This is a genomic window from Pseudomonas sp. RA_35y_Pfl2_P32 (assembly GCF_963970735.1).
Lineage (GTDB): Bacteria > Pseudomonadota > Gammaproteobacteria > Pseudomonadales > Pseudomonadaceae > Aquipseudomonas.
This window is the reverse complement of sequence record NZ_CAXAQF010000044.1, coordinates 1-12,184: the sequence shown is the minus strand read 5'-3', so window position 1 is coordinate 12,184 and position 12,184 is coordinate 1. Positions and strand designations below refer to the sequence as shown.

Annotated in this window: 10 protein-coding genes and 1 pseudogene; all 11 read right to left on the bottom strand. The window is 63.0% G+C overall.

Annotated features, from left to right (window positions below; genetic code table 11):
• Positions 1-187: 187 nt before the first annotated feature.
• Positions 188-718 (bottom strand): annotated as a pseudogene (locus AACY45_RS26815) (site-specific integrase); the annotation flags it as partial.
• A 31-nt stretch (positions 719-749) separates the two neighbouring features.
• Entirely contained in the window at positions 750-1,733 is a 984-nt protein-coding gene (locus tag AACY45_RS26810; protein WP_339548445.1) for a hypothetical protein, read from the bottom strand.
• 128 nt (positions 1,734-1,861) lie between these two features.
• Positions 1,862-3,448, bottom strand: coding sequence for an aldehyde dehydrogenase (NADP(+)) (locus AACY45_RS26805; protein ID WP_339548444.1), 1,587 nt, complete (start codon positions 3,446-3,448; stop codon positions 1,862-1,864).
• 10 nt (positions 3,449-3,458) lie between these two features.
• Positions 3,459-4,871 carry a fosfomycin efflux MFS transporter AbaF gene (gene abaF, locus AACY45_RS26800; protein WP_339548443.1) on the bottom strand — a complete coding sequence of 471 codons (1,413 nt, stop codon included), beginning with the start codon at positions 4,869-4,871 and terminating at the stop codon, positions 3,459-3,461.
• Between the two features lie 70 nt (positions 4,872-4,941).
• On the bottom strand, positions 4,942-5,859 hold the full coding sequence (locus AACY45_RS26795; protein ID WP_007903713.1) for a dihydrodipicolinate synthase family protein: 918 nt from the start codon (positions 5,857-5,859) through the stop codon (positions 4,942-4,944).
• 114 nt (positions 5,860-5,973) lie between these two features.
• Positions 5,974-7,002, bottom strand: coding sequence for a trans-3-hydroxy-L-proline dehydratase (locus AACY45_RS26790; RefSeq protein WP_339548441.1), 1,029 nt, complete (start codon positions 7,000-7,002; stop codon positions 5,974-5,976).
• Positions 7,003-7,149: 147 nt separating this feature from the next.
• Positions 7,150-7,872, bottom strand: a complete 723-nt coding sequence (locus tag AACY45_RS26785) for an amino acid ABC transporter ATP-binding protein (RefSeq protein ID WP_339548440.1) — start codon at positions 7,870-7,872, stop codon at positions 7,150-7,152.
• Complete coding sequence (locus AACY45_RS26780; protein WP_339548439.1) at positions 7,865-8,515, bottom strand: amino acid ABC transporter permease; 651 nt, start codon at positions 8,513-8,515, stop codon at positions 7,865-7,867. Before AACY45_RS26780 ends, AACY45_RS26785 begins: the two co-directional genes overlap by 8 nt.
• 10 nt (positions 8,516-8,525) lie before the next feature.
• Positions 8,526-9,191, bottom strand: coding sequence for an amino acid ABC transporter permease (locus AACY45_RS26775; RefSeq protein ID WP_095169116.1), 666 nt, complete (start codon positions 9,189-9,191; stop codon positions 8,526-8,528).
• Positions 9,184-10,962, bottom strand: coding sequence for a cis-3-hydroxy-L-proline dehydratase (gene lhpI / locus AACY45_RS26770; RefSeq protein WP_339548437.1), 1,779 nt, complete (start codon positions 10,960-10,962; stop codon positions 9,184-9,186). The genes AACY45_RS26775 and lhpI overlap by 8 nt, the downstream gene beginning before the upstream one ends.
• 10 nt (positions 10,963-10,972) lie before the next feature.
• On the bottom strand, positions 10,973-11,791 hold the full coding sequence (locus tag AACY45_RS26765; RefSeq protein ID WP_339548436.1) for an ABC transporter substrate-binding protein: 819 nt from the start codon (positions 11,789-11,791) through the stop codon (positions 10,973-10,975).
• Positions 11,792-12,184: the final 393 nt, after the last annotated feature.

Below are 12,184 nucleotides of genomic sequence, written 5' to 3'. Positions count from 1 at the left end.
CGCTACGCGCCTCCCCCCCCTGATGGACACCTTCGCTCAGCCTGCCGATGGGGCGGGTGGATCAAGATCAAAAGCCAGAGCACGGCGACCTGCCGGTCGGCCTGAGTGGTAAGGGCGGGCGAGGCGGCCTGCCGGCCGACCTGTTTTTACGGGTGTATGGATTTCCCCCGTGGGAGCGAGTCGGGCATTCCTCCGGCGATAGCCTCCGGTCAAGACCATCCCCCGGGCTCGGCTTGCGGATGTTCAGCACTGGGTTGAACGTCAGTCCCAAACCCCATTCCTGAATCGCTACTGTGTACAGGTGGCTCAATAGCGCAAGTTCGAGACGCACGGTGTTGCTGATGTTCCCATTACGGCTGTGTTCGTTCAGGCGTTTGTCGCGATAGCCGGCGATGATTTCAGCGGAGAGGGCAGCAAGTGAGTATTTACCCAGGTGCTCGATGAGCTTCTTGGCTTTCGAGGCTTCGTCACGCTGAGTGGTGGGTTTCTTGGTAGGGGTAATGTCGCTCAAGTAGCGCTTGAGTGCAGCCTCAAGCATCATGCGTTCGGAGCTGCTGCGCCGGATATAGACGCCTTGGACCATTTCGTCTTCGGTACGTCGAGACCAGTCCTCCGTATCACGCTTGGTACGGAAGGTTTTGGCAGCGGTGGGCCAGCCAGTTTTCCCTGATGCGGTATTGGAGGAATTCGGAGTTGAGGCAATCCAGCCCCACACCATTGAGGCACTGATCTGAATTGATGAGAGTCGGTCATCTCACAGGATAAGGAAGTCGAGTAGCCAACTGCCAAGTGGCCTCCATCTCTTTCATCGCTTCGTTCTTTTGGAGTTGGAGGCGCTCATGCGCTGCGTGAACAAGCACTCTCACCTCCCCAAAGCGTGCTGCAGCCGATGTAAGTGCTTTGCAGGGGCCCATGTTGGGTATGACATCTCCAGGTTTGACGGTGGACGTGCCAAGGCAGTTACCATTGAAGGCCATCATTCGGATGTTAAGAGATGCCTCTTCCCGGGTCATATTCTCAATTGCCGTATCGATCGAGTCTCCGGTATTCCGGATCGCGGGCTCGGAGGCGGAGACTTGTGCCAATGCAGCCTCGGCCTGAGATCTCTGCGCACCGTTAAGACGCTGCGCAAAACGTAGCCTGTCACTGATGTCGTTGCTTGCGCGCGTGAAGTAAGAAATGAAGCGGGGCGTATCGTCGATTTGCTTTCTGGCCCTCTCCACATACGCATTCAGCGCCTCTTCGAGAGCCAGCGCGGACCGGTCCAAGGTTTCGACCTTATCAGCCCGTAACTTCTCAGCTTTGATCGACTGGCCGGCCTGTGCCAACCTTTTTGCTTCAGTATTGAAGTCTGCGACACTGCCGTGCGCGAAATGAGCGCTGGCTACCGCGCCGGCGCTGCCGACTAGATTTAGCTCCAATGCTGATGCGGTAACCGTTCCGCTGAGGTTCCGACTGATTGGAAGACCGGGCAGGGACACAGTAAGGGTCAAACTCTCACCATCAACGACGCCACTTACATTTGCCATCGACGTTTCTATCCCTCCACCGCTTTTGAGAGCTATGTGCTGTAGGGTTCCTACGATCTTTCCGTCCTGGGCCTGAGTAAGTTGCAAGAGCTCAGCGCTGGATGAGTCTTTGGCCACGTAACTACCTGAAATTGAGCGGTCAAAGCACGCCGAAAGCGATATCACAATGGACATGATCACTAGAATGCGTACCGGACTTCCCATTCCACTCCCTCCCCCTAGACAAATCCAGTATAGGGGCTGCTGTCTGCTCGCGAAGGACGCAAAGGTGCCGCGGTGAATCAGGTTTGACTCGTCATCGTTGACGACCAGCGCGAGCAGGCTTCCACGGGTTATTGGCTGATGGCTTCACGCTGCTGTTTGCCATCGACCAGGCGGTTGATGCCCAGTGGGTTGGCATCTTTCAGGGGCTCGGGCAGCAGGTGGTCGGGGCAGTTCTGGTAGCACACCGGGCGCAGGAAACGCTCGATGGCCAGGCTGCCGACCGAGGTGCCACGGGCGTCAGAGGTGGCCGGGTACGGGCCGCCGTGGACCATCGCGTCACACACCTCGACCCCAGTTGGGTAGCCGTTGAACAGCACCCGGCCAACTTTCTGCTCCAGCAGTGGCAACAACTCGCCATGGGCCTGAACGTCAGCGGTTTCGGCAATCAGCGTGGCCGTCAGTTGCCCGTGCAAACCGTGCAGTGCGCGCTGCAGCTGCGCGGCGTCGGCCACTTCCACCAGCACCGTGGTCGGGCCGAACACTTCCTCCTGCAACAGCGGGTCACCCTCGAGCAACAGACGGCTGTGTGCCTTGAACAACTGCGGCTGGGCCTGGCGACCCTGTTGCGCGCGGCCGGCGAGGTGGCTGACCTGCGGGTGCGCGTGCAAGGCCTCGACCCCGCGGGTGTAGCTCGCCAGCGTGCCGGCGTTGAGCATGGTTTGCCCCGGCTGCTCGGCCATCAGGGCACTGAGCTGCTCGATGAAGGCACTGAATTCGCCAGAGCGAATCCCGATCACCAAGCCTGGGTTGGTGCAGAACTGCCCGCACCCTTGCACCACCGAGGCCACCAGTTCACTGGCGATTGTTGCACCCCGCACCCGCAGGGCTTGGGGCAAGACCAGCACCGGGTTGATGCTGCTCATCTCGGCGAACACGGGGATCGGCTGCGGGCGTGCGGCGGCCATGTCGCACAGGGCCCGACCGCCTTTTAATGAGCCGGTAAACCCGACCGCCTGGATCGCCGGATGCTTGACCAGGGTTTCACCGACCCCGGCACCGTAGATCATGTTGAACACGCCTTTGGGCATGCCGGTCTGTTCGGCGGCACGGATGATTGCATCGGCGACCCGTTCAGCCGTCACCATATGCCCGCTGTGGGCCTTGAATACCACCGGGCAGCCGGCGGCCAGGGCAGCGGCTGTGTCGCCACCGGCGGTGGAGAAGGCCAGGGGGAAATTGCTGGCGCCAAACACCGCCACCGGACCCACGCCGATCCGGTACTGACGCAGGTCTACGCGGGGCAATGGCTTGCGATCAGGCAGGGCGCGGTCGATACGCGCGGCGTAAAAATCGCCACGGCGCAGGACGTGGGCGAACAGGCGCATCTGGCCGCTGGTGCGTCCCCGTTCGCCCTGAATGCGCGCCGTCGGCAGCGCGGTCTCGCGGCTGACCAGGGCGATGAACTGTTCATCCAGTGCATCCAGTTGTTCGGCGATGGCCTCGAGAAATTCGGCGCGGCGACTGGCCGCCAAGGCGCGAAAGGCCGGATACGCGCTCGCGGCGGCCTGGGCGGCAGCGTCCACTTCTGTCTCGGTGGCCTGGCTGAACGCGTAGGGCAGGGGCTCGCCGGTGTTGGCGTCGTAACTGTGCAAGGTTTGGCTGCCGGCAGCGCTGCGAGCGCCGCCGATGTAGTTGTGGCCGAGAACGTCGGACATAAAACAGCTCCTACAAAAAAACAGGCGGGTTACGCCAGTGAGTCGGCGCGGCGTGGGGGGTGGCGCTCGGGTCGAGGGCGGCGATCCGCGCCGCGGACTCGGCGTCTACCAGGTGCAAGGATTTGCCACGGGTTTCCCGAGTCAGGCCGACGGCGACGATGGAGATCAGCGAGGCGCCGACCAGGTACCAGGCGATCGGTGTCGAGCTGTGGTACTTGTTGAGCAAGGTGATGGCGATCAGCGGTGCCAGGGAGCCGGCGAAGATCGGCGCCACCTGGTAGCACAGTGACAGGGCGGTGTAGCGCACATGGGTCGGGAACATCTCGGCCATCAATGCCGAGTAGGGCGCGTAGGTCATCGACTCGATGGCCAGGCCCAGGGTAATCGCCGCCATGATCAGCCAGTTGTTGCCGGTGTCCATCAGAGGAAAGCCGATGAAGCCCCAGAACGCGGTGAGCACCGCCCCGGTCAGGTACACCGGTTTGCGTCCGACGATATCCGACAGGTAACCCATCAACGGAATCAGGAAGAAATGCAGCAGGTGGGCGCCGAACATCAGGAACAGAATTTCCGAGGTGTCCTTGTGCACCACCAGCTTGAGGTACGTGATGGAGAAGGTCACCACCGTGTAGTAGAGAATGTTCTCGGCAAACCGCGCGCCGATCCCCACCAGCACTGCACGCCAGTGATGGCGCAGGACTTCCACCACCCCCAGTTGTTGCTGCTTGGTCTGCGCCTGGCGAGCCTGGGCCTCCTTGAAGATCGGGGCATCGTCGACGCTGGTGCGAATCCAGTAGCCGATCAGTACCACCACCGCCGAGAACCAGAACGCCACGCGCCAACCCCAGGCGAGGAACTGCTCCTCGGACAGGTTCGACGACAACAGCAGCAGGGCGACGGTGGCCACCAGGTTGCCCGCCGGAACCCCGGCTTGCGGCCAACTGGCCCAGAAACCCCGGCGGTTGTCCGGACAGTGTTCGGAGACCAGCAGGATCGCGCCGCCCCATTCACCGCCAAAGGCGAATCCCTGGATCAGCCGCAACAGCACCAGTAACACCGGTGCTGCATAGCCGATCTGGTCGAAGCCGGGCAGGCAGCCCATGAGGAAGGTGGTGATGCCGACCACCACCAGGCTCAGTTGCAGCAGGCGCTTGCGGCCGAATTTGTCACCGTAGTGACCGAACACCAGGCCGCCCAGGGGGCGGGCGAGAAAGCCGACGGCATACAGGGCGAAGGCGGCGATGATGCCGTCGATGGGGCTGTCGGTCTGGCGAAAGAACAGCTGGCCGAAGACCAGTGCCGAGGCCGTACCGTAGAGAAAGAATTCATACCATTCGGCGACGGTACCGGCCATGGCGGCGCCGACCACACGTTTGAGTCCGGCGGGGGTGGTTGCGCGTTGAGTGGATTGAGCGTTGGACATGCTGGCGTTTCCTGTAGGGGCGCAAAAACAGGCAGCCGGGCGGGGCCGCGAAGGTCCGCCCGGCACTCACTCAGAGGCCGACGTCCGGCAGCTCTGGACGGTTAGCCAGGGCCTTGGCCATGATCTGCTCGACGAATACCCGATCGGCTTCCGGCAGGGCCAGGCGTGGCGGACGGGTCAGCGCGCTGCCGCGACCGGCGATGGCTTCACACAGCTTGATGCACTGCACCAGGTCGGCACGGGCATCGAGGTGCAGGATCGGCATCAGCCACTCGTAGATCGGCATGGCTTCGGCGAAGCGACCGGCCTTGGCCAGGCGGAAGATGGTTTCGCCTTCCTTGGGGAACACGTTGGACATGCCAGAGACCCAGCCTTCGGCGCCCACGGCGATGCTTTCCAGGACCACGTCGTCGAGGCCGGCGAACAGCACGAAGCGATCGCCCACTTCATTGCGCACGTCGATGAAGCGCCGGGTGTCGCCGGAGGAGTCCTTGAAGCACACCACGTTGTCGCAGTCGGCCAGGGAAATCAGGATGTCCGGGGTCACGTCGTTTTTGTAGATCGGCGGGTTGTTGTAGACCATCAGCGGTACGTCGGCATTTTTCGCCACGTAGCGGTAGTGCTCGGCCGTCTCGAAGGGTTTGGAACCGTAGACCAGCGCCGGCATCAGCATCACGCCATCGACCCCGACCCGGCGCACGGCGTTGGCCACCTTGGCCGCTTGCACGCTGGTGAACTCGGCCACGCCGCAGATCACCGGGACCCGACCACGGGAAGCGTCGACCGCGACTTCGGTCACGGCGATTTTTTCTTCCGCGGTCAGGGAGGTGTTTTCGCCGACCGAACCGCAGACCACCAGGCCGGATACGCCATCACGGATCACGTTGGAGATCACCTGGTGGGTCTTTTCCAGGTTGATCGAGAAGTCATCGTTGAATTGGGTGGTCACCGCGGGGAAGACGCCACTCCAGTTAATGCGCTTGCTCATTGTTGCCTCCGGTTTGTTTATTGTATTTCGTATACGATATTTTAAATGCCGAAACTCGGCTAGTGCTTTTTGCAAAATAAACAAGGGTTTTACGCGCCGTTGGTCCGGGCAGCTTCAGGCGCCGGGCCAGGTGTCCGACAAGCGATAGCCTTGTGGCCACGGATCGCTGGGGTCGAGCAGGTGTTGGTGGGTGCCGGTGATCCAGGCCCGCCCGGAAATGCACGGGTAGATGGCGGCGCGTCCCGCGACTTCGGTCAGCGAATCGATGCGGCAGTGGAACTCGGAGCCGAGGATCGAGCGGCCGATAAACCGCTCGCCGACCTGCATCAGGCCCTTGGCGTGCAACACCGCCATGCGCGCCGAGCAGCCGGTGCCCGTGGGCGAGCGGTCGATCTTGCCGGGCTGGATCACCACCGCATTGGCGCCAGTGGCAATGCCGTTCTCCATCACGATGGGGGCCGCCAGTTGGCAGAAGGAAATGTGCGACCACTCGGGGTTCAGCGGGTGGACGAAACCCAGTTGCTCGTTGGCCGCGCGGGTGATTTTCAGCCCGACCGCCACCAGGTCCGCCGCCTCATCGGGGCGAATCGAGAAGCCCAGGCGCTGGGCATCGGCGATCACAAAGCTGTCGCCACCGTAGGCGGTATCGACCTGCAGCGACCCCAGGCCTTCGACTTCGATCCAGGCGTCGAGGCGGTCGGCGAAGGAGGGCACGTTCTTGACCTCCACCCGTTGCACCTTGCCGTCGCGGCAGTCGGCGACCGCTTCGATCAGGCCGCCCGGGGCTTCGAGCACCAGCCGGGTTTGTGGTTCGGTCATCGGCAGGATGCCGCTGTCCAGCAACACGGTGGCCACGCACAGGGAGTTGGACCCGGACATCGGCGGGGTGTCGGCCGGCTCCATGATGATCCAGCCCATCTGTGCCCGCGGGTCTTTGGCCGGCACCAGCAGATTGACGTGGCGGAACACCCCGCCGCGCGGTTCGTTGAGTACGAAGTTGCGCAGGGTCTGGTCCTGGGCGATCCAGCGCGACTGTTCCCACAGCGTGGCGCCGGTTGGCGGCGCAACGCCCCCGACGATCACATCACCGACCTCGCCTTCGGCGTGGCAACTGACCACATGGATGACTTTTGATGAACGCATGAGTTGCTCCTTGTGTTGTCTGTCAGGGCCTCGATCACCGTAGGAGCTGGCCTGCCAGCGAAGAGTGCAAGGACGACGCGTTTATCCAGACTGCACGTGTCATCGTTGACGGCCATCGCTGGCAAGCCAGCTCCCACAGGATTGGGGTCATTTCACTGATTTGAGAAACGCCGCCGTCTCCGCGTGCAGTGGGTTGCCGATGACCTGGTCCGGCGAGCCGATCTCGTGCACCAGGCCGTTGCGAAAGAACGCCACGCGGTCGGAAACGTCCCGGGCGAAGCGGATTTCGTGGGTCACCAGGACCATGGTCATGCCGTCTTCGGCGAGCATGCGCATGGTGTCCAGGACTTCGCCCACCAACTGCGGGTCGAGGGCCGAGGTGGCTTCGTCGAACAGCATGTAGTCCGGCGACATCGCCAGGGCGCGGGCGATGGCCATGCGTTGTTGCTGGCCGCCGGAGAGCTTGCCGGGGAAGGTCTTGAGCTTGTCGCCCAGGCCCACGTGAGTCAGTTGCCTGACCGCCAGCTCCTCGGCCTCGGCCTTGCTTTTGCCCAGCACCTTGCGCGGCGCCAGCATGACGTTCTCCAGGACCGTCAGGTGTGGGAAGGCGTTCCATTGCTGGAAGACGATGCCGATTTTCTGCCGCAGGCGGTTGAGGTCGGTGCCGTTGCCGTGGACCTCGACGCCGTCGACGCGAATGTTGCCTTTCTGGATCGGCTCCAGACCGTTGATGCACATCAGCAGGGTCGACTTGCCGGAGCCGGAGCCGCCGATGATCGAGACCACCTCGCCCTTGTTCACCGTCAGGCTGACGCCCTTGACCACTTCCAGGTCGCCGAAGGATTTGTGTACGTTGTCGATCTCAATCATTTTCTTGCCACCTTCTTTCCAGACGAGCGCCCAGGCGGGCAACCACCAGGCTCATGACGTAATAGATCAGACCCGCGACGCACAGCACCAACAACGGTTCCTGGATGCGGGTGACGATGGTTTGCGAGGCGCGCAGCAGTTCGACGATGCCGATCCACATCACCAGCGCGGTGTCTTTCATCACGCTCAGCACCAGGTTCAGCCAGCCGGGGAAGGCCACGCGGGTGGCCATCGGCAGGACAATCCAGCGCAGGTCCTGCAGGTAGCTCAGGCCCAGGGAGCGACTGGCGCGGCGCAGGGTGTAGGGCACCGAGAGCACGCCGCTACGGACGATTTCGGTGAAGTACGCGGCGGCGTATACCCCCAGTACGATGCAGCCGACACTGAAGGCGCTGATGTTCAGGCCGACGATGCTTTTCAGCGAATTGAACAGCACGAACTGGATCAGCAAGGGCACGCTGCGAAACACGTCCAGCACCCAGGCCAGGGGCAGGCTGGCGCGTGGCAACAGGGCGCGCAGCAAGCCGAACAGCAGCCCGGCCACGGAGCCGAGGATGATCGACCAGAACGTCAGTTGCAGGGTGACCCAGGCACCGTTGAGCAGGAACAGCAGGTCATTCATTGAGAAGCTGGTGGTAAACATGCTCACTTCCTCAGTAACGGAACAGCCGCCACGACAGCAGTCGGGCCACCGCGACGATCGCCTTGGCAATCAGGTAGTACAGGACCGCGGCAATGGCGAAGTACTCGAAGGTGCGGAACGTCTTGACGTTGTAGTCCTGGGTCACCCCGGTCAGGTCGTTGTTCAGCCCGACGATCACCCCCAGCGAAGTCATCAGTACCGCCCAGACCATCTGGTTGGTCAGTGGGTAGAAGACGATGCGCAGCAGTTGCGGGACGATGATCAGGCGATAGGCCTGGAAGGCGCTCATGCCCAGCGAGCGTGCGGCGCGCACCTGGGTGTCAGGCACGGCCTTGAGGCCACCGCGAAAGTTTTCCGCCAGGTAGCCGGCGTTATTGAAGGTGATCCCGGCGAGCAGGGCGAACCACGAACTGACATGCAGACCGAGCGAACCCAGGCCGAAGTACAGGACGTAGATCTGGAACAGCGACGGGGTATTGCGGGCAATCGATACCCAGCCGTTGCCGATCCCGCGCAGCAACGGGTTGCGGGTTTCGCGCATCACGGTCAGGGCCAGGGCGATCAGCACCCCGAAGATCATCGACAGGGCTGCCGTCTCGAAGGTCACCAGGGCGCCGGCAAGCATGTCCGGCAGGGCGCGCAGGGCCGAGCGCCATTGGAAGCTGTAGTCAAACATGCGCAGGATTCTCCAGGCGGGCGGCAGGTTGCAGCCAGGCCGGCAGGCGCCCGCTGGCCGTGGCGGTGCAGGCGGCGTCGACACATTCCTTGAGGCTGGCGAAGTGCACCTTGCGCCCCACCAGACCGGGTGCGTAGTGGGCGTATTTGCCCGAGTTGGTCATCAGGGTGGTGGCCGCCAGCGGGATCACTGGCTCGCCGAGCATGCACCAGCAAGTGTCGGTGACCAGGGTCGCGCCGAAGGCTTCGATCGTCGTGATATACCCGTCGGCCCGCGCCTGCTCCAGCACCGCACGGCCGCAGGTGATGGCCAGGACGACGTCGGGGTGCTTGCGCCGGCCGTGACACAAGCGCGCCAGGTGGGCGAATTCACTCAGGGAAAAATGCGGGTTGCCCAGGGACACCACATCGACCCGGCTGTCGCGGGCGCTGTTGAGTTCACGCCAACTGGCCAGCAGGTCTTGCAGGCGGATGGTTTCGAGTGGGGGCAGGGCATCGGCCTCCAGCACCTGGCGCGGGTCGAGCGCCTCGGGGGTGACCCCGGCAATGTGGAACAGCGGCGCCGCGGAGGTGGTGGCGAAGGCTGCACCAAAGGCCTTGAGGTCATCCAGGCTTGGCTGGCGCTGTTCCAGGCCCAGCACCAGGGGAATGCGGCTGCCCGCCAAGGCACCGATGTGGTAGCCGAGCAGCGGGTAGAACGCGTCGTCCAACTCAGCCAGCTCGGGTACCTGCACCCGCAGACGGGCCTTGCGCTGGGCGTCCAGGTGGCAGCCGATCAGGGGCGCACGGCCGGTGAGGGCGATGCAGATGTCCAGGTAGTCCGGGTACTTGAGGGTCCGCGCACCGAGCACGCTGTTGGCGTAGACCACGGCATTGGATTCGGCCCAGACAATCTGCTCGCCGGCCTTAGGGGCGCTGTCGAGCAGGTAGGGCGCACAGGTGAAACTCAGTTGTGCGCCCATCGCCATGTAGGCATCACCCAGGGCACTGGCCGGTACGCCGAGGGCCGGGTCGATGCCCAGTTCGCGCCAGCGGCGCTGGTCCACGGAGATGGAATTGAGGGTAGTGGGCACGCGCACTTTCGCGCCCCACTGCACCAGTTGTTCGGCAAAACGCAGGCTGGCCGGGCCGGTGTAGATGCAGCCGTCGATGTGCGCCTGGGTGACATCCACCAGGCGTTGTGCGCCCTGCAACTGGGCCATGCGCAAGACGATCTGCATCGCCACTTGCGCGGCCTGGCCATGCTGGCCGGCGAGCAGGGCCTGATCCAGTTCGCTGAGTTGCAGGGTGCTGGGGTTGTCGGGCCTCGGCAGGGCGCTGTCGAGTGCCCGCCAGGCATCGCCGGGCGGTTGCTCGAACAGGCACAGGGTGCTGTCTTCGACCCGCGCGACCGCCATGTCGCGCAGGGTGGCGAAGGCCTCCCGGCCGATGCACAGCACCGGCAGGGAACGTTGGAAAATGGTCTGCGCCACGAGCACGCCCAGGGTCAGGATCTCATCCGGTTCGGCCAGCACCAGGGCTGCCGGGGCATGACCGTTGCTGATCAGTTCCATCAGCACGCTGCTGCCGGTACAGGAGCCGCGGCCGCTGGGAATGGCCAGCACCCGGCCGGCCAGGTGTTGGCCGCTGAGGGGGTGGTGACGGTCGATGACCTCACCGCTGTACGGATCGACCCCGCCCCAGAAACTCAGGCCGACATCGGCGAACAGCAAGGCGCCCTCGGCGGCGCCCGAGACCAGACTGCGCCCGGTCAGAGAAGTGAGCCTAGGCATGCCGGACACCTTAGTAGTAGACCTGAGGCACGGTCAGGTTGGTCGGCGGGATCTCGGTGCCGACCCATTTGACGAACAGCTCCTTGTAGCGTCCGGTGCGCACCTGCTGGTTGACGAACAGATTGAGGTAGTTCAGCAGGCCGTACTCGTTACGCTTGGCCCCCAGCGACACGTAGTCGATCACGTAAGGCGCGTTGCCGGCGATTTTCAGGTTCTTGTATTTGCCCGACTTGATGGTTGCGGCGGCGACCGTGTTGGTCACGATCGTGGCGTCGATATGGCCCTGGGCGACCGCCAGCAGGGTGTCGTTCTGCGACTGGTAGGCGCGGAAGCTGCCACTGCCCCAGCTCTTCACGTCTTTTTCCAGGGCGATGGCTTCATAGGTGCCGCTAGTGTTGCCGACGGGTTTGCCCTTGATGTCGTCGAAGCTGTTGATGCCGGTGTTGTCGCGGGTCAGCACCACCATCTGGAAGGCGAAGTACGGCACGGTGAGACCGACCGTCTTGGCCCGCTCCAGGGTGTCGGAGGTGGAGGCGACGATCACGTCGGCACGCCCGGAGACCAGTGCCGGAATACGGTCGGGAAACGGCGTTTCCACCACCTCGGCCTCGACCCCGAGGATCTTCGCCAGGTCGTGGCAATAATCCACGTCGAAACCCGCCGGGTTGTTACCTTCATCACGGAAACCCATGGGCGGGAAGTCCAGGGTTACGGCGCAGCGCAGCTTGCCCGAACCGACGATGTCGTCGAGCTTGTCGGCCTGGGCGGTGGTGACAAAGGAGGTACTGAGCACAGCGCTGAGGGCTACGGCAAATGCGGGGTTTTTCATAGAGGCCTCGTGATGGGTGACGTGCTGTTGGGTATCGTATTGTGGATTTCGTATACGATATTAACAATAGCAATCAACGTGCCTGTTTCCAGTGCCAAAGCAGATTTTTTTCTCGGCCCTTGTGGTAGAGGTGCTGCGGTGAACAGCTTGGAGGCAGAGTGACAGCATGGCCGTCGTGGGAGGCGGTGGCAGGTGTTACATATGGGAGCAATGGGGGCGCGCACGCCCCTTTAAGGAACACCTGATTGGGGATTCTTCGCGAGCAAGCTCGCTCCCACATCTATGGTTACCCCCTTTTCTGCAATACTGTTTCTGATGTCGTGTTTGGCTTGCTTTCATCTATTCGGCGTCTGAGTGGGGGAGCTACCCCGCGCCTCGATGAGAATCGATGCC